Below are 20,849 nucleotides of genomic sequence, written 5' to 3'. Positions count from 1 at the left end.
CCGGGCTCGCGGTCCCGGCAAGTCAGGTGTCAGCCGCCAGGGCGGTACGAGGTCCGGGGCGGACGCGGTACGCCCGCACCGTCGGGCCTCCACCCCTCAGAAGAGGCCGACGGTGCGGGCGAGTTGGCGCGCCCCTCCTTCCGGTACCCCTCGGGCGATCAGCTCTCGCGCAGTTCGCGCACGGCGGCCTCGACCCGCTTGCCGTACTCCGGGTCGGCGGCGTGGAAGTGGGCGAGGTTGGCCTCGATCACGTCGTCGCGGCTGACCTGGGAGAGGCTTCCGGCGATGTTGGCCACCAGCCGCGACCTCTCCTCGGCGGACATCAGCCGGTACAGCTCACCGGCTTGGAAGAAGTCGTCGTCCTTGGTGTGCTCGGGCGCCGGATGGGTGCCGGTGTGGCCCGCGACCGCGAGGGCGGCGGCCAGCGGCTGGCCGGTCTGCACCGGGCCGTCGTGGGAGTTGGGCTCGTAGTTCTTGGCGTACCGTCCCTGCGGGTTGGTCGCCATCAGGCCGTCCCGGCCGTAGTTGAGCGCCGGGTTCCTCGGTGCGTTGACGGGCAGTTGGGTGTGGTTGACGCCCAGCCGGTAGCGGTGCGCGTCGGCGTAGGCGAACAGCCGTCCCTGGAGCATCTTGTCGGGGGACGGGCCGATGCCGGGCACGAAGTTGTTGGGCGAGAACGCGGACTGCTCGACCTCGGCGAACACGTTGTCCGGGTTGCGGTCCAGCACCAGTCGGCCGACCCGCTGCAGCGGGTAGTCGGAGTGCGGCCAGACCTTGGTCAGGTCGAACGGGTTGAAGCGGTACTCCGCCGCCTCGGCGACCGGCATGATCTGCACGTACAGCGTCCAGGAGGGCTTGACGCCGCGTTCGATGGCCTGCACCAGATCGCGCTGGTGGCTGTCCGGGTCCTTTCCGGCCAACTCGGCGGCCTGCTCGGTGGACAGACAGCGGATGCCCTGGTTGGTCTTGAAGTGGTACTTCACCCAGAACGCCTGGCCCGCCGCGTTGACCCACTGGTAGGTGTGCGAGCCGTAGCCGTTCATGTGCCGGTACGAGGCCGGGATGCCGCGGTCCCCGAACAGCCAGGTGATCTGGTGCGTAGCCTCGGGGGAGTGCGCCCAGAAGTCCCAGACGTTGTCCGGCTCCTGGATGCCGGTGAACGGGTCGCGCTTTTGCGAGTGGATGAAGTCGGGGAACTTGATCGGGTCCTTGATGAAGAACACCGGGGTGTTGTTGCCGACGAGGTCGTAGTTGCCCTCCTCGGTGTAGAACTTCACGGCGAACCCGCGCGGGTCACGCACCGCGTCGGCGGCGCCGAGGTTGCCCGCCACGGTGGAGAAGCGGATGAAGATGTCGGTGCGCTTGCCGACCTCGGACAGGAACGCCGCGCGGGTGAACTCGGTGACGTCGTCGGTCACTTCGAAGTGGCCGTGCGCGCCGGAGCCTCGGGCGTGCACCACTCGCTCCGGTATCCGCTCGCGGTTGAAGCGGGCGAGCTTCTCCAGCAGGTGCTGGTCCTGCAGGAGCAGCGGGCCGCCGATGCCCGCGGTGGCGGAGTTCTGGTTGTCGGCGACCGGGGCGCCGGACTCGGTGGTAAGCGTGGGCTTGGGCATGGGGGACCTTCCGATGGGGTCCGTGGGTCAGGTGTCCCGGGACATTACGAACGGCTTCAACAAAATGTCAATGGTGCCGCCCGGCGGCGCGCTTGGGCGCGACAGGACAGGTCGGCGCGCCGCCGAGCGGGGACTTGGGAGGCCTATGCCTCGGGCTCGAACTCCTTGACGGAGTCGATGTTCGGACCGTGCGGGGTGTTCGCCTCACGCTCGATCATGATCTCGACCAGCACCGGACGGGACGTGGCGGCGGCCTCCTTGCGGGCCCACTCGATGGTCGACCGGATGTCGCCCGGCTCCCACACCCGTCGCCCTGAACAGCCGTACGCCTCCATGATCTTGACGTTGTCGGAGCCGTACTCGTCGTAGTGGATGTCGACCTGGTAGTTCATGTCGTACCCGACCGACGCCTGTCGGATCAGGCCCAGGTACTCGTTGTTGAGCATGATCAGCACGTAGGGCACGTTGTACTGGGCGGCGACCGCGAGTTCCTCGACCATGTACTGGAAGCCGTAGTCGCCGACGATGCCGACCACCTCGTTGCTCCGGCCCTCGCTCAGCAATGCCTTCTTGACGCCGATCGCGGCCGGGATCTCCCAGCCCAGTGGCCCCGCCTGCCCGCAGACCTGGTAGTGCCGCGGCCGGTGGGCCTTCTGGTGCTGGCCGCCCCAGATCTGGTACAGGCCGATGGCGGTGACGAAGTAGGTGTCCTCGTCGAAGATCTCGTTGATCTCCTTGTAGACCCTGGGAGCCTTGATCGGGGCGGTGTCGAAGTCCTCCTTGCGCAGCAGGGTGCGCTTCAGCTCCTGACAGCGCTCGATCCACGGTGCCACGTCGGCCTTGACGGCGCGGCGCCGGGCGGCGGCCAGCAGCGCTTCGAGGAACAGCCGGGCGTCCGAGACGATCGCCAGGTCCGGCTCGATCACCCGGCCCAACTGGCCCGGTTCGATGTCCACATGGACGAACGTGCGGTCGCCCTTGTAGGTGCTGATGTCGGCACCGGTGTGCCGGTCGCCGAACCGGGCGCCGACCGCGAGCACGAAGTCCGACTCCAGGAAGGACGCGTTGGCGTACTTCTGGGAGGTCTGGATGCCGGTGGTGCCCAGGTTCAGCTCATGGTCGTCCTCGATGGCGCCCTTGCCCATCAAGGTCACCTGGAACGGAACCCGCAGGTACTCCACCAACTCCCGCAGCACATCGCAGGCTTCGGACAGGATCACCCCGCCGCCCGCCAGGATCAGCGGCCGCTCGGCGGCCAGCAGCAGGTCCAACGCCGCCTCCACGCGCGGCGCGTGTGGTGCCACGGTCTTCACCGGCAGCGGCGCGTCGATCTCGGCGTCGTACCAGATCTCCTGCTGGCCCTTGTCCAGCGGGATGTCGATCAGCACCGGCCCCGGACGGCCCTCGCGGGCGATGCGGAACGCCTCCCGGAAGATCCATGGGACCTGCGCCGCCTCCTTGACCTGCACCGCCCACTTGGTGACCGGTCGGGCGATCTCCACGATGTCGACCGCCTGGAAGGCCTCCTGGTGCAGCTTGGGGGAGACCGCCTGGCCGGTGATGCACACCATCGGGATGGAGTCGGCCTGCGCGGTGTACAGGCCGGTGACCAGATTGGTGGCACCGGGGCCCGAGGTGGCGATCGCCACGCCGACCTTGCCGTTGGTGCGCGCCCAGCCGTCCGCCATGTGCGTCGCGCCCTCTTCGTGACGCACCGTCAGGTGATCGATGCCGCCGACGACTTCCATCGCCTTGTACAGCGGCAGGATCGCCGCGCCGGGGCAGCCGAAGGCGATATCGACCCCCTCGTCCTTCATGATCTGGACGGCCGCCTGCATGGCAAGGATCTTCTTTCCGGTTGAACGCGGTTTCTGTGCGGCCACGGGTCAGCCCTCGACCTTCTGGCCGGACAGCCGCTCGACGGAGCGCAGCAGCGCGGAGTGGTCCAGGCCGCCGTCGCCCTGGGCGCGCAGGGAGGCGACGAGTTGGGCGACGACGGCGCCGACCGGCAGGGCCGCGCCGACGTTGCGGGCGGCGTCGGTGACGATGCCCATGTCCTTGTGGTGCAGGTCGATCCGGAAGCCCGGCTTGAAGTCCCGCTTGAGGAAGTTGTCCTTCTTGCGGGTCAGTACGGTCGAGCCCGCCAGGCCACCGTTGAGTACGTCCAGTGCGGCGGCCAGGTCCACACCCGACTTCTCCAGGAAGACCACCGCCTCGGCGCACGCCTGGATGTTGACGGCGACGATGAGCTGGTTGGCGGCCTTGACGGTCTGACCGGCGCCGTGCGGACCGCACAGCACGATCGTCTTGCCGAGCGCTTCGAAGATGGGCTTCGCCTGGTCGAAGTCCGCCTGCTCACCGCCGACCATGATGGACAGCACCGCCTCGATGGCGCCCGCCTCACCGCCGGAGACCGGGGCGTCCAGCACGCGTATGCCCTTCTCCTTGGCGTTCTTGGCCAGGTCGATCGAGGTCTGTGGGGTGATCGAGGACATGTCGATCAGCAGCGCGCCGGGCCGTGCGTTCGCCAGGATGCCGTCCTCGCCGTAGGCGACCGCCTCCACCTGGGGAGAGGCCGGGACCATGGTGATGATGACGTCGGCGTCCTGGACCGCCTCGGCGATCGAGGCGGCGGCGGTGCCACCGTTCGCCGCGAGCCGGTCCAGCTTGGCCTGTTCCAGGGTGTAGCCGGTGACCTGGTACCCGGCCCTGATGAGGTTCTCGGCCATGGGGGAGCCCATGATGCCCAGGCCGATCCATCCGATCGCCGGGCGGGGGGAAGCTGCGAGTGGGTTGCTCATTGGGGTGTCCTTCGGTGCTACGGGGAAGTCAGTGGTGGGCGGAGCGCTGCGACCTGGGCAGCCACTCGAACGCGTCGGCGCTCGGATCGTCGCCCGGCTTGTACTCAAGGCCGACCCAGCCGTCGTAGCCGGCCTTCTTGAGGCGGCCGAGCAGGTCGTCGAAGTCGAGTCCGCCGGTGCCGGGGTAGCCGCGACCGGGGTTGTCGGCGATCTGTACGTGACCGGTCTTGCCGGTGTAGCGGTCGATCACCTCGTGCAGGTCCTCGCCGTTCATCGACAGGTGGTACAGGTCCATCAGGAACCTGGCGTTGCCCAGGCCGGTGGCGGCGTTGACCCGATCCACCACCTCGATCGCCTTCGGCGCGCTGACGATCGGGCAGTGCGGGGACTCGGGGGCGTTGAGCGCCTCGACCAGCAGGACCGCGCCCACCCGATGGGCCGCGCGGGCCGCCAACACCAGGTTCTCCAGGGCCAGTTCGTCCTGCACGGCCGGGTCGACGCCGTCCACCCGGTTGCCGTACAGCGCGTTGAGCGCCGTGCAGCCGACCGACCGCGCGAACTCGGCGGCCACCTCGACGTTGTCGCGGAACCGGTCCGACTCGGCGCCGGGGATCGACAGCGCGCCGCGGTCCGGGCCGGGGAGCTGCCCGGCGTAGAAGTTCAGGCCGACCAGTTGGGTGCCCGCGGTGCGCAACGCGTCCCGCAGGGCGCTGAGTTGGGCCTGCTCGGGGGCGGGTGATTCGACCCACGGCCACCACAGCTCGACCGCGGTGAACCCGGCCGCCGCGGCGGCCGCGGGGCGCTCGAGCAACGGTAGTTCGGTGAAGAGGATCGACAGGTTCACGTCGAAGCGCGTGTCAGAGAAACCCACCGGGATGCGCCCCTTTCCGGAATCGCGCTGGCTTCCGCCGCTCGATGTATTTCACATTGCGGAAGTTGGTTTCTGCGTATTGGAAGAGTGGGGGATGCGTGCGGCGAGTGTCAAGTGCGGACGTCGAGGCGTGCCCGGGACCGGTTAGGTTGAGGGCGTGCGATTGAGGGTGGAGTTCACGACGGAGCCGTTCGACCTCGACGAGGCCCCGCGGCATGCGGTGGTGGCGCGCGAGGTGGTGCAGACGGCCGATCTCGACCGGGTGGACGTGGGTCCGTTCGGCAACACCGCGGAAGGGTCGGCCCAGGCGGTGCTCGCCGCCGTCCGCGACCTGCTGGAGCGCACTCTGGACGCGGGTGCGACCCGGGTGTCCCTGCAGCTCAACGTGGTGGACGAGGGGGAGGGGTGAGCATGGTGGCGCCCGACCCCCATCCGCTGGTCGACGCCGTCAAGCCGCTGGTCGACGCGATGGGTGGCGAGATGGTCCCGCCCGAGGCCGCGCGCGGCGATGACGTGGTGCTCAGCTGGGAGGGCGAGCAGGTGGTCGCGGTGCGGCTGCCGCACATAGCCGACTCGCTCGACCACATCCTGGCCGACCTCGAGCGCCGCCAGGGCCGTCCACTGGCCGAGTTGGACCGCAAGGAGAAGCAGACGGTGGTGCGCATCCTGGAGGAGCGCGGCGCCTTCTCGGTGCGGCACGGGGTGGAGACGGTGGCTTCCGCGCTGGGGGTCAGCCGCTTCACCGTTTACAACTACCTCAACCGTGAGAACGCAGCGAAGGGCGGCCGGTAACCACTCATCGACGCGGCGTGACCAGCCTTTTCGGGGCCACCACCCGGTTTGTCCCGGGTGGCGGCCCTTTCTGTCGGCGAAAGTTCAACAAACTGTTGACGGCGCCTGTCGGCTGGATCTAGCTTTCCGGGCAAGCACGGTCCAGCAGGCCCCGGAGGCCGCAGATGACTTCTCGCTCCACCGCGGGCCTCGCCCGCCTCAACGCCGCCGACGCTGACACCGCCGCCCGACTGCTGCGTGAGGTGTGCTCGTCCACCACCTGGGTCGCCGCGGTGCTCGCCGAGCGCCCGTACCCCGACGCGGAGGCGCTGCTGGCGGCGAGCGACGCCGCGTTGCACGACCTGACCGCCGACGACCTCGGCGAGGCGATGGCGGGCCACCCGCCGATCGGCCGCCCCGAGCCCGGCGACCCCACCTCGGCGCGCGAACAGCGCGGTATGGCCGGGGCGTCGGACCGGCTCAAGGCCGAACTGCTCGAACTCAACCTGGCCTACCAGGAACGGTTCGGACACGTCTTCCTGATCTGCGCCACCGGCCTGACCGGCGAGCAGATGCGGGACGCGGCCAGAGCCCGGATCGGCAACACTCTGGAACAGGAGCGGGAGATCGTCCGCGGGGAACTGGGGAAGATCAACCGTATCCGGCTGACCCGCCTGGTAGCGGCGGAAGGAGACCCGTCATGACGGACACCTCCGTGTCCACGCACGTACTGGACACCAGCATCGGCCGCCCGGCCGAGGGCGTGCCCGTGCGGCTGTCGGTCCGCCGTGGCGGCAACGCCGCGTGGACCGGGCACGGCGCCTCCACCACGGACGCCGACGGGCGCTGCAAGGACCTGCCCGCCCTCCCCGAGGGCACCACCCATGTACGGCTTCTCTTCGAGGTCGAGCCGTACTTCGAGAAGAAGCAAGCCGATGCGCAGCAGGACGCCCCCGCGAATCGGGACAGCGGTCCGTTCTTCCCCGAGGTGACGGTCACCTTCGCCGTACGACCGGGCGAGCACCACCACGTACCGCTGCTGCTCAACCCGTTCGGCTACTCCGTTTACCGAGGGAGCTAGCAGACATGCCCACGATTCTCGGCCAGAACCAGTACGGCAAAGCGGAGAACCGCGTCGTACGGATCACGCGGGACGGCGACACCCACCACATCAAGGACCTCAACGTCTCCGTGGCCCTGTCCGGCGACATGGACGAGGTCCACTACTCCGGCAGCAACGCCAACGTACTGCCCACCGACACCACCAAGAACACCGTGTTCGCCTTCGCGAAGGAGCACGGGATCGATTCCGCCGAGCAGTTCGGCATGCATCTCGCCCGGCACTTCGTCACCAGCCAGGAACCGATCAAGCGGGCGCGCATCCGGATAGAGGAGTACGCCTGGGAGCGGATCGAGACCACCGACGGCAACTCCCGCTTCATCGGGGCCGACGAGGTCAAGCACTCCTTCGTCCGCAAGGGCCAGGAGGTCCGCACCGCCCAGATCACCTTCGACGGCGACAGGTGGGAGGTGCTGGCCGGGCTGAAGGACCTCACCGTGCTGAACTCCACCCACTCGGAGTTCTGGGGCTATGTGAAGGACAAGTACACCACCCTGAAGGAAGCCCACGACCGCATCCTGGCCACCGACGTCAGCGCCTGGTGGCGCTACAACTGGACCAGCGACGAGGACCGCGCGCCCAACTGGGAGCGTTCCTACGCGCAGGCCAGGAAGCACATACTGCAGGCCTTCGCGGAGACGTACAGCCTCTCACTGCAGCAGACGCTCTACCAGATGGGCTCACGCGTCATCAACAGCCGCTCCGAGATAGACGAGATCCGCTTCTCGCTGCCCAACAAGCACCACTTCCTGGTGGACCTCGAACCGTTCGGCCTCAAGAACGACAACGAGGTGTACTTCGCCGCCGACCGCCCGTACGGCCTGATCGAGGCGACCGTGCTGCGTGACGGCGTCGAGGCCCGGATACCGGTGGACATGACGAACCTCTGACAGACCACAAGCACACTCGGCACCCGGAGCGCCCGACGGGTGGGGCGGCCTCCTCGACCGCCCCGCCCGGCTCCGGCACTCAAATCCCCAGGGCCATGCCGTGCCCACCGCCAACACACGACAACGAGGAACCACCATGGCAGCATCGGCAGCCCAAGGCGGCGCGACGGCGCGCATCGTCATCGAGAACTGTGCCATCGCCACCGTTGACCAGGACGACACCGAGTACGCCCGCGGCCATGTGGTCATCGCGGGCAACCGCATCGAGTCGGTGGGCGCAGGCCCCGCTCCCACCGGGCTGGACCAGGTGGTGCGGCGGATCGACGCCGACGGCCATCTGCTCACCCCCGGCCTGGTCAACACCCACCACCACTTCTACCAGTGGATCACCCGCGGCCTGGCCCAGGACTGCAACCTGTTCGACTGGCTGGTCACCCTCTATCCGGTGTGGGCCCGCATCGACGAGGCGATGGTGTACGCGGCCGCCCAGGGCTCACTGGCCGCGCTGGCGCTGTCCGGGGTGACCACCGCGATGGACCACCACTACGTCTTCCCGCGCGGTACGGGCGATCTGCTCGGCGCCGAGATCCGCGCCGCGGCCGAGATGGGGGTGCGGTTCCACCCGACCCGCGGCTCGATGGACCGCGGGAAGTCCGACGGCGGCCTGCCCCCGGACTTCGCCGTCGAGACCACCGAGGACGCGCTCACCGCGACCGAGGAGGCGATCGACCGCTGGCACGATCCGTCCTTCGACTCGATGCTGCGGATCGGCGTCGCGCCCTGCTCACCGTTCTCGGTCTCCACCGAACTCCTGCGTGAGGCAGCGGTGTTGGCCCGAGCGCGGGGGGTACGGCTGCACACCCACGGCAGCGAGACGGTGGAGGAGGAGAAGTTCTGCCACGAGCTGTTCGGCATGGGCCCCACCGACTACCTGGAGTCCACCGGGTGGCTGGGGGAGGACGTGTGGATGGCGCACTGCGTCCACATGAACGACTCCGACATCGACAAGTTCGCCGAGACCGGCACCGGCGTCGCCCACTGCCCGTCCTCCAACGCCCGGCTGGCCGCCGGAATCGCCAGGGTGCCCGACATGCTGGCCGCCGGAGTGCCGGTCGGCCTCGGTGTGGACGGCACCGCCTCCAACGAGTCCGGCGAGCTGGGCACCGAACTGCGCAACGCCCTGCTGATCAACCGGCTCGGCGCGCACCGCGAGAAGGCGCTGAACGCCCGTCAGGCGCTACGGCTGGGCACCATGGGCGGCGCCCGGGTGCTCGGCCGGGAGCGCGAGATCGGCTCCATCGAGCCGGGCAAGCTCGCCGACCTGGCGCTGTGGAAGCTCAACGGTGTGCTCCACTCCTCCATCGCCGATCCCGTCGCGGCGCTGGTCCTCGGCGCCGCCGCCCCGCTGACCCTGCTGCTCACCGACGGCAAGCCGGTGGTCGAGCACGGCCGTCTGGTCACCGTCGACGAGGACGCCATCGCCCGTTCGACCCGCGCCGAGACCCAGCGCCTGGCGAGGATCGCCGGGCTCACCGGCTGACAACTCTCATCGAGACACCGACCGAGGAGGACGGTCCCCGGTCGGCAGCGCCGCCCCCGTGCCGGGATGGTCACGGCAGGGGGCGGCGCATTTTCTGCCCGCAACCGCAACCGCAACCGCAACCGCAACCGCAACGCGCAACCCCTCGACCCGCACCACCTCCCTGAAACCCGCGCGAGAGCGCGCAACCGACAGGAGGAGCACCGTGGTCCCAGCTCCAGCACAGCGCAGGCATCCGGTCGACCAGACCCTTCCCCCACTCAAGCTCGTCACCAGCGGACTGCAGCATGTCGCCGCCATGTACGCCGGTGTGGTCGCACCACCGCTGGTGGTCGGCAAGGCGTGCGCGCTGTCCGGCGCTCAGTTGACCTTCCTGGTCGGGGCCAGCCTGTTCACGGCGGGCATCGCCACGCTGTTGCAGACCCTCGGCTTCTGGAAGGTCGGGGCCAGACTGCCGTTCGTCAACGGGGTCTCCTTCGCCGGGGTGGCACCGCTGGTGGCGATCGCCGGCACCACACCGCACCGCGACAGCCTGCCGGTGATGTTCGGCGCGGTGATGGTCGCCGCGGCCCTCGGCTTCCTCATCGCCCCGTACTTCGGCAGGCTCGTCCGGTTCTTCCCGCCGGTCGTAACCGGCTCGGTCATCACCCTGATAGGCGTCTCGCTGCTGCCGGTGGCCATCGGCTGGGTCGCGGGGAACGATCCCGCGCATCCCGCGGCCAGCGCCTCCGACATCGCGCTGGCCGTCATCACCCTGGTCGTCGTGCTCGTCCTGCGGCGGATGCTCAACGGGTTCCTCCAGCAGATCGCGGTGCTCATCGGACTCGTCGTGGGAACCCTGATCGCGATCCCGTTCGGCGTCACCGACTTCAGCCCGCTCGGCAGGGCGGGCCTGATCGGCTTTCCGACCCCGTTCCACTTCGGCGCGCCGCAGTTCCAGCTACCGGCGATCGTCTCGATGTGCGTGGTGATACTGGTCTGTCTGACCGAGTCGACGGCCGACATCCTGGCGCTGGGCAAGGTGGTCGAAAAGCCCGCGGACGAGGCGGTGCTGGCGGCGGGGCTGCGCGCCGACATGCTCGGCAGCGCGGTCAGCCCGGTCTTCAACGGCTTCGCCAACAGCGCCTTCGCGCAGAACATCGGCCTGGTGGCGATCACCCGGGTGCGCAGTCGGTTCGTGGTCGCGGCAGGTGGACTCATCCTGGTCGTGATGGGGTTGTGTCCGGTACTGGCCTCGCTGATCGCCCTGGTGCCGGGGCCGGTGCTGGGCGGCGCGGGCATCGTGCTGTTCGGCACGGTGGCCGCCAGCGGCGTCAAGACGCTCGCCGAGGCGGATCTGAACGACGGCGACAACCTGCTGATCATGGCCGTCGCCCTGGGGGGCGGCATCATCCCGATCGTCGCCCCCGACTTCTACGACGGGGTGGACCCGCATCTGCGGATCGTGCTCAACTCCGGTGTCAGCATGGGCTGTTTGGTGGCGGTCGTGCTCAACACGGTCTTCCACCACCTGGGCCGCAAACCGGCTGCGCGAGTGGAGCCGATCGGCGAGCCGGTGTCCTCGGGTGCCGCGTAGCGCCTCGGGCTGGTCGCGGTGGGTTCGGCACCGCCGGGCCACGGTGCGGGGGTGTTCGCCGCCGCGGCGGATTTCCGGTGGGGGCGGTCGCAAGTCCGCCCGCATGGCTGATTGGCATCCGCCCCGGCCGGTGTTCTGATGTGGCGCGAGTCACACCAGAAGGGGTTCGCCCATGCGAAGGAAGCCATGGCGGCGTGCGGCCGAAGCCACGACAGCCACCGCGCTGGCGGTGGCCGCCATCCTCGCCGGAGCCCACCTCGTCTGCGCGCGCCCAGTGCACCGATACCACGGCGTCGACGTACGCATCAGCCGCTCGGGCGTCCGCGCGCCCCGCCACCACCGCTGCGGAAACGTCACGTTCCGGGTGCGCACGGGCGACCAGCGCGGGCGGCAGCTCCAACTGTTCCGGCCCAAGCGCGGAGTGCGGCCACAGCGGGTGCTGGCGGACCTGGTGAACGCGGTCAGCCGCGATCCGCGCACCGCGGCCGCCGGTATCCACGCGGTACGGGGTGAGGCCGAGGCGCTGGGCGGTGCCTACGTCACCCGCCGGGTGCCGGTGGAGTTCACCGAGGCGATCACCGCGGGCTGGGTCTACCTGCTGGACCTCACCGCGTTCCGCCGCCACCCCAGCGCCGACGCCGAACTGGAGGCGGTACGGCTGCAAGGCCCCTGCCGCTACGGACCGCTGCGGCGCACCCCGACCGGACGGGTCCTCGCCGTGGACACCGGGGCCGGACCGCGTTTCCGCCCGCAGGACGTGGACAGCTCCCACGGCACCTTCCTGGTGCACAACATCTCCACCGAGATCCACGAGATGCAGATCCAACGCGTCCGGCCCGGCACCAGCGACGCCGAGCTGACCCGGTACTTCGACGCGCTGGCGCACGGCCCGGTGCCGGGACCGTCCCCCTTCGTCGGTGAGCCGTCCGGGCTCGGCGCCATCGCGCCCGGCCGCACCGTGCTGGTGCACCCGCGCCATCTGCGGCGCGGCACCTACGCGTTGTTGTGCTTCGTCCCCGACGACGGTGGCGGTGCGCCGCACGCCTTCCTCGGCATGCACCGGATCGTCCGGCTGTACGACAGCTGACGCACCACCAACTCAGCTCCTCAGTCCAGCAGTTCGTAGGCGGGCAGGGTCAGGAAGTCCACGTACCGCTCGTCGAGCGCGACCTGGAGCAGCAGGTCGTGGGCCTGCTGCCAGCTACCGGCGGCGAAGGCCTCGTCGCCGATCTCGGCGCGGATCGCGGCCAGTTCCTCGGCGGCGACCCGGCGGGCCAGTTCGGCGGTGGCCTTCTCGCCGCCTTCGAACACCACGCCCGCGTCGATCCACTGCCAGATCTGCGAGCGGGAGATCTCGGCGGTGGCCGCGTCCTCCATCAGGTTGAAGATGGCCACCGCGCCGAGCCCGCGCAGCCACGCCTCGATGTAGCGGATGCCGACCTGCACCGCGTTGCGCAGTCCCTCGTACGTGGGCTTGGCGTCCAGTGAGTCGATGGCGAGCAGTTGCTCGGCGGTGACATGGACGTCCTCGCGCAGCCGGTCCTTCTGGTTCGGCCGGTCGCCGAGCACCGCGTCGAAGCTGGCCCGGGCGACCGGCACCAGGTCGGGGTGAGCGACCCAGGAGCCGTCGAAACCGTCCGCCGCCTCGCGGTCCTTGTCGGCCTTGACCTTCTCCAGCGCCTTGGCGTTCACCTCAGGGTCGCGGCGCGAGGGGATGAACGCGGCCATGCCGCCGATGGCGTGCGCACCGCGCTTGTGGCAGGTGCGCACCAGCAGTTCGGTGTACGCGCGCATGAATGGCGCGGTCATGGTGACCGCGTTGCGGTCCGGCAGGACGAACTTCTCCCCGCCGTCACGGAAGTTCTTCACGATCGAGAACAGGTAGTCCCAGCGCCCCGCGTTCAACCCGCTTGCGTGGTCGCGCAGTTCGTAGAGGATCTCCTCCATCTCGAAGGCCGCGGTGATGGTCTCGATCAGCACGGTGGCCCGGATGGTGCCCTGCGCAATGCCCAGGTAGTCCTGGGCGAAGACGAAGACGTCGTTCCACAGCCGGGCTTCCAGGTGCGACTCGGTCTTCGGCAGGTAGAAGTACGGTCCCTTGCCCTTGGCCAGCAGCCGCTCGGCGTTGTGGAAGAAGTACAGGCCGAAGTCCACGAACGCGCCGGGCACCGGCTCGCCGTCCACCACCAGGTGGCGCTCGTCCAGGTGCCAGCCGCGCGGACGCATGACCACGGTGGCCAACTCCGCGTCGGGACGCAGCGCGTAGGACTTGCCCTCGGGGGTGGTGAAGTCGATCCGCCGCTCATAGGCGTCGATCAGGTTGAGCTGGCCCAGTACGACGTTCTCCCAGGTGGGCGCGGAGGCGTCCTCGAAGTCGGCGAGCCAGACCCTGGCGCCGGAGTTCAGCGCGTTGATCGTCATCTTGCGGTCGGTGGGGCCGGTGATCTCCACCCGGCGGTCGTTCAGCGCCTGCGGCGCGGGGGCCACCTGCCAGTCCCCGGCCCGGATCGCGGCGGTCTCCGGGAGGAAGTCCAGGCGCGCGGTGCGGGCGATCTCATCGCGGCGCTCCCTGCGCCGGGCCAACAGCTCAGCCCGGCGCGGTGCGAACCGGCGGTGCAGCGCGGCGACGAAGGTCAGCGCCTCGTCGGTCAGCACCTCCTCGGATCGCGGGACGGTACCGGCGGCGACGACGGCCGGTTCCTGCGACGCTGCTGTGGACATGGCGGTCACTCCTTCCCGCGCGGACCGTGTGCGGCGGTGGCGCGGTGGCGGCACGGGGTGCCGTGCATCGTGGGTACGGCGGCAGGGCGGCCCCGGCGAGGTGTGCGGCCAGCCGAGGCTTCTGCTGCGTGGAGCATAGTTTCTGCATAGTGGAAGATCAACGGTTTGTGGCACCCGGTGCAGGGGTGCGGATCAGCCCGTTTCCGCGCTGGGAAGATCGTCCGAGAGGAGCCGCAGGTCGGCGGGGGTGTCGATGTCGTAGGGCGCGGCGATGTCCCCGCATTCGACGAGTGTGATGCTGCTCTCGTGGCTTTTCAGATACGCCCTGGCGCCCTGGTCGCCGGTCGCGCAGGCGGCGATCGCGGGCCAGTGGTCGGCGCCGAACAGCACCGGATGGCCGCGCCGCCCCCGGTATCCGGCGGCGGCCAGGGTGCCCGGCGACACCGGCGCGGCCGCGGCGAGGAGCCGGGCGACGGTATCCGGCCCGATGCCCGGCTGGTCCACCAGTCCGACCAGTACCGCGGGCGCCCCCAGCGGGGCGAGCGACTCCAGCCCGACGCGCAGCGAGGAGCCCATGCCGCGCGCCCAGTCCGGGTTGTCGACCAGGACGCACCCCCCGAGCCCTGTGGCCCGCTCCCGTACCTGCGCCGCAGCGGCGCCCAGCACCACATGGACCGGGGCGCAGCCGCCCTCCCGCAGGACCCGTGCCGCGTGCTCCACCAGCAGGCCGCCGCGGAAGGGCAGCAGGGCCTTGGGGCGGCCGCCCAGCCGCCGCCCGGTCCCGGCGGCCAGCACCAGACCGGGCACCGGGGGAGCGGCGCCGTTATGTTCCACCATGACCCCCTGCATACCCCTTTCCGGCCCGGCGTGAAAACGGCAGACCTGTGTGCGAGGCGGGGAACAGGAATGTGATGGACGATCACACGACGTGACGGCGAGTGAGTGCGGTGCCCGGAATATGCGACCGTGCGTGAGATTCCCGGTGCGCAAGGCCGCGAATTGCCCTGCGCGCCAAGGTTTTTAGGACGTATTTAGCGCTCCGTGTGGCGCGGTGTGCGGAGCGTCGCCTTTACTGGTCCGGCCTACTGCGCTCGAAGGGGAGTGCCTAGTGTCGAACGATGGGACCGGGGTGGGTCCGGAGGACCCGCGGGTGGCGGAGCTGCGCACCGCCGTCACCCGGCTGCGCCGCGAACTGGCGGGCTACCGCGGCCACTTGTCCGACCGCGAGATAGCCGAGGAGGAACTGACCGCACTGGACGGCCAGACCTCCACCGGGGCACCCGCGGCGGACCGGTTGCGCTACTCCCTGCTGCTCATCACCGGCGCGCTGGGCTCGGTCAGCGCGCTCTCCCCGGCGGTACGTGAACTGCGCAACGCCATAGACCTCTTCGGGCCGCCCGCTCCCCGCCCGACCGTGCCGCCGTGGGGCGTCGCGCCGTAACCGGCCCGATTCCTCAGGCGGATCGGCGATTCCTCAGGCGGATCGGGCCAGGGCGGCCGACAACTGCCGGGCGATGTCCCGCAGTACCGGAATGATCCGCTCCTGCGCCGCCTCGGTGACCCGCCCCGCCGGACCCGAGATCGAGATGGCGGCGGCCGTGGGCGAGTCCGGCACCGGCACCGCCAGACAGCGCACGCCGATCTCCTGTTCGTTGTCGTCCACCGCGTACCCCGCGGCCCGGATCCGCTCCAGCTCCGCGATGAACGCGTCGGGATCGGTGATCGTCTTCTCGGTCGCCGCGGGCATCCCGGTGCGCGCCAGCAGCGCCCGCACCTCGTCCGCCGGTACGTTCGCGAGCAGCGCCTTGCCGACGCCCGTGGAGTGCGGCAGCACCCGTCGGCCGACCTCGGTGAACATCCGCATCGAGTGGCGTGAGGGCACCTGTGCCACGTAGACGACCTCGTCGCCGTCGAGCAGCGCCATGTTCGCCGTTTCCCCGGTGGCCTCGACCAGCTCCGCCAGGTACGGCCTGGCCCAGGTGCCCAGCAGCCGTGAGGCGCTCTCGCCGAGCCGGATCAGCCGCGGGCCGAGCGCGTAGCGGCGGTTGGGCTGTTGGCGGACGTAGCCGCAGGAGACCAGGGTGCGCATCAGCCGGTGGATGGTCGGCAGCGGCAGCCCGCTGCTGGCGGACAGCTCGCTGAGCCCCACCTCGCCGCCCGCGTCGGCCATCCGCTCCAGCAGGTCGAAGGCGCGCTCCAGTGACTGCACGCCACCGGTGCCCCCGTTGGGCGCCTTGGCCGCGCTCGGGGTGTGGGCGGAGCTGCTGGAGCTGATCGACGGCACGTCCGGTCCTCTCGAAGCCGCTGGGCCTCCGGGTGGCAGCCCGTCGGCAGTACCGCAGCCTACCGTTCACCGCCGCTGCGATCACTGGCGGTGGGCTGACGACTGGCGGTTGCTACATTCTACTTCACGGAAAGTGGATTCCGTTTTGTGGAATCGGCTGAACCTGCTCCGCGACCCCGGTTGTCCCTTCGGTGCGCTCTTGACGCTCCCTGCTCGACGGATGAAGATTCGTTCAACAGTGCGTTCAACAGAACGTTGAAAAGTCTCTGAGGGTGGAGGAGGGGAGCGCGTGTCCGACGTGGAACTGGTGCTGCGTTCGACGCGGGTCGTCACGCCCGAAGGAGAGCGCCCGGCCGCGGTGGCGGTCAGCGCCGGACGGATCACCGGCGTCCTGCCGTACGAGGCGCGGGTGCCCGGCGGGGCCCGGCTGGTGGACGTCGGAGACGACGCGCTGCTGCCCGGTCTCGTGGACACCCACGTCCACGTCAACGACCCGGGCCGCACCGAATGGGAGGGCTTCGAGACGGCCACCCGCGCCGCCGCGGCTGGTGGCGTGACCACGCTGATCGACATGCCGCTCAACAGCGTTCCGCCCACCACCACACCGGCGGCGCTGGCCACCAAGCGCGGCACCGCGTTCGGCAAGGTCCACGTCGATGTCGGCTTCTGGGGCGGTGCGGTACCCGGCAACGTCAAGGACCTCCAACCCCTCCACGACGCCGGGGTGTTCGGGTTCAAGTGCTTCCTGCTGCACTCGGGCGTGGACGAGTTCCCGCAGCTTTCCCCGGCCGAACTCCAGGCGGCGATGGGGGAGATCGCCTCGTTCGGCGGACTGCTGATCGTGCACGCCGAGGACCCGGAGCTGATCGACTCGGCCCCCCAGCCGCACGGACCGAAGTACGCCGACTTCCTGGCCTCCCGGCCGCGCACCGCCGAGAACACCGCCATCGAAGGGCTGGTCGCGCTCGCCCGGCGGCTCGACGCACGGGTGCACGTACTGCACCTGTCGTCCAGCGACGCGCTGCCGCTGATCGCCGCCGCCAGGCGCGACGGGGTACGGGTCACCGCCGAGTCGTGTCCGCACTACCTGACGCTGACGGCGGAGGAAGTCCCCGACGGCGCGACGGAGTTCAAGTGCTGCCCGCCGATCCGCGAGGCGGACAACCGGGACGCGCTCTGGCGGGGACTGGCCGATGGCACGATCGACTGCGTGGTCTCCGACCACTCGCCCGCCACCGTCGAGCTCAAGCGCCCGGAGGGCGGCGACTTCGGCCAGGCGTGGGGCGGCATCTCCTCCCTCCAGCTCTCACTGCCCGCCATCTGGACCGAGGCCCGGCGGCGCGGCCACACCCTCAGCGACGTGGCTCACTGGATGTCCACCGGTCCCGCGCGGCTCGTCGGGCTCAGCCGCAAGGGGGCCATCGCGCCCGGCCGGGACGCCGACTTCGCGGTGCTCGCCCCCGAGGAGACCTTCACCGTCGACCCCGCGGCCCTGCACCACCGCAACCAGGTCACCGCCTACGCGGGCCGCACCCTGCACGGCGTGGTGCGCGCCACCTGGCTGCGCGGACAGCTCATCGCCGACCACGGGGTGACCGCCCGACCCCGCGGGCGGCTGCTCGCACGCGAACACGACAAGGAGCATGCATGACGCAGGTCACTCGCTTCACCGGCGACGCCAAGCCGTACGGTGGCGGCGATCCGTATGCCGACTACCGCGCTGCCGAGGTTCCGTTCGACCACCTGGCCGACCTCGCGGACCGCCGCCTCGGTGCCGGGGTCATCGCCGCCAGCGACGAGTTCTTCGCCGAGCGGGAGAACCTGCTGGTGCCCGAGCGCCCCGTGTTCGACCCCGAGCACTTCGGGCACAAGGGCAAGGTCATGGACGGCTGGGAGACCCGCCGCCGCCGCGGCACCGGCGCGGACAGCCCGCATCCGGTGGACGCCGACCACGACTGGGCGCTGATACGGCTCGGCGCGCCCGGTGTGATCCGCGGCATCGTCGTGGACACCGCGCACTTCCGCGGCAACTACCCGCAGAGCGTCAGCGTCGAGGCCACCACCGCGCCGCTGTCCGCGTCGCCCGAGGAACTGCTGGCGCCGTCCACCCGGTGGACCGAGGTCGTCGCGCGCACCCCCGTCGGCGGGCACGCCGCCAACGCCTTCGAGGTGGACACCGAACGCCGCTTCACCCACCTGCGGCTCAACCAGCATCCGGACGGCGGCATAGCCCGGCTGCGGGTGTACGGCGAGGTCGTGCCCGACCCCGAGTGGCTCGCCGTGCTCGGCACCTTCGACGTGGTCGCGCTGGAGAACGGCGGCACCGCGGAGGACGCCTCCGACCGCTTCTACTCGCCGCCCGTCAACACCATCCTGCCCGGCCGCTCCCGCAAGATGGACGACGGCTGGGAGACCCGGCGGCGCCGCGACAAGGCCCATGACTGGGTGCGCTACCGGCTCACCGAGCACGCCGAGATCCGCGCCGTGGAGATCGACACCGGCTGCTACAAGGGCAACTCGGCCGGTTGGGCGGCGCTTCACGGGTTGGACGCGGCGTCCAACCCCGACGAGTGGTTCGAGATCCTGCCGCGTACCCGGCTCCAGCCGGACACGGTGCACCGCTTCGTGGTGGCCGCACCGGCGGCGACCCACGTCCGCCTTGACATCTTCCCCGACGGTGGCGTGGCCCGGCTGCGTCTGTACGGTTCTCTCACCGAGACCGGCGCGACGCGCCTGCGCGAACGCGCCGCGCGGTTGTAGGAGGCCCGCCCCGGGGGGTGGGGCTTGCCCCCAAATGGTTTTCCGCCGCGACGGCGAGCAACCACGATGGCGCGGACCTGCGGTGTCAGAACTCACCGCAACGCCCCCCGCGTCCGCCGCTGGTGCGCGGCGATGAGCTTGGCGTACTGGCGGCCGGAGGCCTTCACCGTCCGCGACTGCGTCGCGTAGTCCACCCGCACCAACCCGAACCGCTTCTCATACCCGTACCCCCACTCGAAGTTGTCCAGCAACGACCAGGCGAAGTACCCCCCGAGCGGCACGCCGCGCCGTACCGCTCGGGCGCAGGCCGCCAGATGGGCGGCCAGATAGGCCGTGCGCTCGGGGTCGTCGACCTGGCCGTCGGGGCCGACGGTGTCCGGGTACGCGGCCCCGTTCTCCGTCACCAGGACGCGGCGGGCGCCGTACTCCTGCGTCAGCCGCACCAGCATCGCCTCAAGGCCCCCCGGATACACCTCCCAGTCCATCGCGGTGCGCGGCACACCGGGCTGGTACACCGGGCGGGCGTACGGCGCCTGCCCGGTCGGGTCGTCGGCGACCACCACGCGGAAGTAGTAGTTGAGGCCGAGCCAGTCCAGCGGCGCCGCGATGGCCGCCAAGTCACCTTGCCGCACGGGGAGTTCCACGCCGTACACCTCGACCATGTCCGGTGGGTAGCCGCGCCCGTGCAGCGGATCCAGCCACCAGCGGTTGCCGTGTCCGTCGGCGCGCACCGCCGCGGCCCGGTCGGCCTCCCGGTCGGTGGCGGGCTCGTAGGGGCTGAGGTTGGTGACGATGCCGACCCGGGCGTCCGGCACCGCCGCCCGGATCGCGGCGACCGCCCTGCCGTGTCCGAGGTGCAGGTGGTACGAGGCGCGCACCGCCGCTGTCAGATCGGCCAGGCCCGGCGCCATCTGCCCCTGCAGATGCCCGATCCAGGCCGTGCAGAACGGCTCGTTGAGCGTCGCCCAGTCCCGCACCCGGTCACCGAGCGCCCCGGCCACCACGGCCGCGTACTCCCCGAACCGCTCCGCGGTCTGACGGCTCGGCCAGCCGCCCCGGTCCTGTAGTGCCTGCGGCAGGTCCCAGTGGTAGAGCGTCGGGAACGGCGTGATGCCCGCGTCCAGCAGCGCGTCCACCAACCGGTCGTAGAAGTCCAGCCCCGCCCGGTTGACCTCGCCGTCACCGAGCGGCACCACCCGCGGCCAGGCGATGGAGAACCGGTACGCGGTCACGCCCAGCTCCCGCATCAGCGCGATGTCCTCGCGCCAGCGGTGGTAGTGGTCGCAGGCCACGTCTCCGGTGTCGCCGTTCGCCACCTTGCCGGGCGTGTGACAGTAGGTGTCCCAGATCGACGGGCCGCGCCCGTCCTCCCGCACCCCGCCCTCGATCTGGTACGCGGCGGTCGCCACCCCCCAAAGGAAGTCGGCGGGGAAGGCGGCGAGGTCGTCCACAAGGTGTTCGGTCACAACAACCCTTCCGGTGAGTTCACTTGACGGCACCGGCGGTCAGACCGGCGACCAGACAGCGCTGCAACAGCAGGAACCCGGCGACGACGGGCACGCTCACCACCAGCGAGGCCGCCATAACCTGGTCCCAGTACACATCGGTCTGACTGGCGTAGCCCGGAGACCCACGGCCAGGGTGCGGGTGGTGTCGTTGGCCATCACGGGGAAGAGGATCCCCGGGAACGTCTGCGTGGACAGCACCGTCACCGTGAACACCCGCCGCCCGCGGAAGCGGTAGCGGCTCACCGCGTACGCGGCGAAGACCGCCACCACCGCGGCAGGCGGCCGCCGGTGCCGGGAACTCCCGTGCGTGCAGGGGCCGTTGGACGTACGACGGAGGCGGCCGGGTCCGTGCGGCCGGGCCGCCGCGGGCCGTTTCCGGCCGGGGCGTTGTCGG

The 20,849-nt window shown here is 70.4% G+C and carries 19 protein-coding genes and 1 pseudogene; 11 read left to right on the top strand and 9 right to left on the bottom strand.

Going from position 1 to position 20,849, the window contains the following annotated elements:
- Positions 1 to 158: 158 nt before the first annotated feature.
- From NON19_RS14235 to NON19_RS14220, 4 genes are all read right to left on the bottom strand, one after another.
- Complete coding sequence (locus tag NON19_RS14235) at positions 159 to 1,613, bottom strand: catalase (protein WP_255927966.1); 1,455 nt, start codon at positions 1,611 to 1,613, stop codon at positions 159 to 161.
- A 143-nt stretch (positions 1,614 to 1,756) separates the two neighbouring features.
- On the bottom strand, positions 1,757 to 3,451 hold the full coding sequence (gene gcl, locus NON19_RS14230) for a glyoxylate carboligase (RefSeq protein ID WP_255927965.1): 1,695 nt from the start codon (positions 3,449 to 3,451) through the stop codon (positions 1,757 to 1,759).
- A gap of 48 nt (positions 3,452 to 3,499) precedes the next feature.
- Complete coding sequence (locus tag NON19_RS14225; RefSeq protein WP_255927964.1) at positions 3,500 to 4,414, bottom strand: 2-hydroxy-3-oxopropionate reductase; 915 nt, start codon at positions 4,412 to 4,414, stop codon at positions 3,500 to 3,502.
- A 28-nt stretch (positions 4,415 to 4,442) separates the two neighbouring features.
- The gene (locus tag NON19_RS14220) at positions 4,443 to 5,285 is read right to left on the bottom strand and encodes a TIM barrel protein (RefSeq protein ID WP_255927963.1); all 843 of its coding nucleotides are present in this window, start codon (positions 5,283 to 5,285) and stop codon (positions 4,443 to 4,445) included.
- A 157-nt stretch (positions 5,286 to 5,442) separates the two neighbouring features.
- Between NON19_RS14220 and NON19_RS14215 the strand changes: the two genes are divergently transcribed.
- From NON19_RS14215 to NON19_RS14180, 8 genes are all read left to right on the top strand, one after another.
- Positions 5,443 to 5,694: a YkoF family thiamine-binding protein gene (locus NON19_RS14215; RefSeq protein ID WP_255927962.1), complete on the top strand. Its 252-nt coding sequence runs from the start codon at positions 5,443 to 5,445 to the stop codon at positions 5,692 to 5,694.
- A gap of 2 nt (positions 5,695 to 5,696) precedes the next feature.
- Positions 5,697 to 6,077: a helix-turn-helix domain-containing protein gene (locus NON19_RS14210; RefSeq protein WP_255927961.1), complete on the top strand. Its 381-nt coding sequence runs from the start codon at positions 5,697 to 5,699 to the stop codon at positions 6,075 to 6,077.
- A gap of 164 nt (positions 6,078 to 6,241) precedes the next feature.
- Positions 6,242 to 6,760, top strand: coding sequence for a 2-oxo-4-hydroxy-4-carboxy-5-ureidoimidazoline decarboxylase (gene uraD / locus NON19_RS14205; protein ID WP_255927960.1), 519 nt, complete (start codon positions 6,242 to 6,244; stop codon positions 6,758 to 6,760).
- Positions 6,757 to 7,137, top strand: coding sequence for a hydroxyisourate hydrolase (gene uraH / locus NON19_RS14200; protein WP_255927959.1), 381 nt, complete (start codon positions 6,757 to 6,759; stop codon positions 7,135 to 7,137). The genes uraD and uraH overlap by 4 nt, the downstream gene beginning before the upstream one ends.
- Before the next feature lie 5 nt (positions 7,138 to 7,142).
- Positions 7,143 to 8,066: a factor-independent urate hydroxylase gene (gene pucL, locus NON19_RS14195; RefSeq protein WP_255927958.1), complete on the top strand. Its 924-nt coding sequence runs from the start codon at positions 7,143 to 7,145 to the stop codon at positions 8,064 to 8,066.
- A gap of 136 nt (positions 8,067 to 8,202) precedes the next feature.
- Positions 8,203 to 9,606 carry an 8-oxoguanine deaminase gene (locus tag NON19_RS14190; RefSeq protein WP_255927957.1) on the top strand — a complete coding sequence of 468 codons (1,404 nt, stop codon included), beginning with the start codon at positions 8,203 to 8,205 and terminating at the stop codon, positions 9,604 to 9,606.
- A gap of 205 nt (positions 9,607 to 9,811) precedes the next feature.
- The gene (locus tag NON19_RS14185) at positions 9,812 to 11,182 is read left to right on the top strand and encodes a nucleobase:cation symporter-2 family protein (RefSeq protein WP_255927956.1); all 1,371 of its coding nucleotides are present in this window, start codon (positions 9,812 to 9,814) and stop codon (positions 11,180 to 11,182) included.
- A 172-nt stretch (positions 11,183 to 11,354) separates the two neighbouring features.
- Positions 11,355 to 12,269, top strand: coding sequence for a hypothetical protein (locus NON19_RS14180; protein WP_255927955.1), 915 nt, complete (start codon positions 11,355 to 11,357; stop codon positions 12,267 to 12,269).
- Positions 12,270 to 12,289: 20 nt separating this feature from the next.
- Here the strand turns inward: NON19_RS14180 and aceB are convergent, their stop codons facing one another.
- Both aceB and NON19_RS14170 read right to left on the bottom strand, forming a co-directional pair.
- The gene (gene aceB, locus NON19_RS14175) at positions 12,290 to 13,903 is read right to left on the bottom strand and encodes a malate synthase A (RefSeq protein WP_255927954.1); all 1,614 of its coding nucleotides are present in this window, start codon (positions 13,901 to 13,903) and stop codon (positions 12,290 to 12,292) included.
- Between the two features lie 192 nt (positions 13,904 to 14,095).
- Positions 14,096 to 14,740 (bottom strand): nucleotidyltransferase family protein, encoded by a 645-nt coding sequence (locus NON19_RS14170; RefSeq protein ID WP_255927953.1) that lies wholly within the window; start codon positions 14,738 to 14,740, stop codon positions 14,096 to 14,098.
- Between the two features lie 271 nt (positions 14,741 to 15,011).
- Between NON19_RS14170 and NON19_RS14165 the strand changes: the two genes are divergently transcribed.
- Positions 15,012 to 15,344 (top strand): DUF5955 family protein, encoded by a 333-nt coding sequence (locus NON19_RS14165; protein ID WP_255927952.1) that lies wholly within the window; start codon positions 15,012 to 15,014, stop codon positions 15,342 to 15,344.
- A 33-nt stretch (positions 15,345 to 15,377) separates the two neighbouring features.
- On the opposite strand, the gene NON19_RS14160 is transcribed toward NON19_RS14165, so the two are convergent.
- Positions 15,378 to 16,178, bottom strand: a complete 801-nt coding sequence (locus tag NON19_RS14160; RefSeq protein ID WP_255928072.1) for an IclR family transcriptional regulator — start codon at positions 16,176 to 16,178, stop codon at positions 15,378 to 15,380.
- A gap of 298 nt (positions 16,179 to 16,476) precedes the next feature.
- Between NON19_RS14160 and allB the strand changes: the two genes are divergently transcribed.
- A complete protein-coding gene (gene allB / locus NON19_RS14155; RefSeq protein WP_255927951.1) occupies positions 16,477 to 17,838 on the top strand; it encodes an allantoinase AllB in 1,362 nt (453 codons plus the stop codon).
- Positions 17,835 to 18,947, top strand: coding sequence for an allantoicase (gene alc, locus NON19_RS14150; protein ID WP_255927950.1), 1,113 nt, complete (start codon positions 17,835 to 17,837; stop codon positions 18,945 to 18,947). The genes allB and alc overlap by 4 nt, the downstream gene beginning before the upstream one ends.
- Positions 18,948 to 19,039: 92 nt before the next feature.
- On the opposite strand, the gene NON19_RS14145 is transcribed toward alc, so the two are convergent.
- Positions 19,040 to 20,398 carry a GH1 family beta-glucosidase gene (locus NON19_RS14145; protein ID WP_372514135.1) on the bottom strand — a complete coding sequence of 453 codons (1,359 nt, stop codon included), beginning with the start codon at positions 20,396 to 20,398 and terminating at the stop codon, positions 19,040 to 19,042.
- Positions 20,399 to 20,432: 34 nt separating this feature from the next.
- Positions 20,433 to 20,731, bottom strand: a pseudogene (locus NON19_RS14140) (hypothetical protein); the annotation flags it as partial.
- Positions 20,732 to 20,849: the final 118 nt, after the last annotated feature.

The sequence above is a fragment of the Streptantibioticus rubrisoli genome, from assembly GCF_024436055.1.
GTDB lineage: Bacteria > Actinomycetota > Actinomycetes > Streptomycetales > Streptomycetaceae > Streptantibioticus_A > Streptantibioticus_A rubrisoli.
This window is presented reverse-complemented; position numbering and strand designations above follow the sequence as displayed.

Coding starts and splice junctions, on each gene's coding strand:
- uraH (WP_255927959.1), top strand. CDS start 6,757: ATGACGGACACCTCCGTGTCCACGCACGTACTGGACACCAGCATCGGC.
- NON19_RS14180 (WP_255927955.1), top strand. CDS start 11,355: ATGCGAAGGAAGCCATGGCGGCGTGCGGCCGAAGCCACGACAGCCACC.
- NON19_RS14190 (WP_255927957.1), top strand. CDS start 8,203: ATGGCAGCATCGGCAGCCCAAGGCGGCGCGACGGCGCGCATCGTCATC.
- NON19_RS14170 (WP_255927953.1), bottom strand. CDS start 14,740: ATGGTGGAACATAACGGCGCCGCTCCCCCGGTGCCCGGTCTGGTGCTG.
- aceB (WP_255927954.1), bottom strand. CDS start 13,903: ATGTCCACAGCAGCGTCGCAGGAACCGGCCGTCGTCGCCGCCGGTACC.
- NON19_RS14210 (WP_255927961.1), top strand. CDS start 5,697: ATGGTGGCGCCCGACCCCCATCCGCTGGTCGACGCCGTCAAGCCGCTG.
- NON19_RS14225 (WP_255927964.1), bottom strand. CDS start 4,414: ATGAGCAACCCACTCGCAGCTTCCCCCCGCCCGGCGATCGGATGGATC.
- alc (WP_255927950.1), top strand. CDS start 17,835: ATGACGCAGGTCACTCGCTTCACCGGCGACGCCAAGCCGTACGGTGGC.
- NON19_RS14235 (WP_255927966.1), bottom strand. CDS start 1,613: ATGCCCAAGCCCACGCTTACCACCGAGTCCGGCGCCCCGGTCGCCGAC.
- pucL (WP_255927958.1), top strand. CDS start 7,143: ATGCCCACGATTCTCGGCCAGAACCAGTACGGCAAAGCGGAGAACCGC.
- gcl (WP_255927965.1), bottom strand. CDS start 3,451: ATGCAGGCGGCCGTCCAGATCATGAAGGACGAGGGGGTCGATATCGCC.
- uraD (WP_255927960.1), top strand. CDS start 6,242: ATGACTTCTCGCTCCACCGCGGGCCTCGCCCGCCTCAACGCCGCCGAC.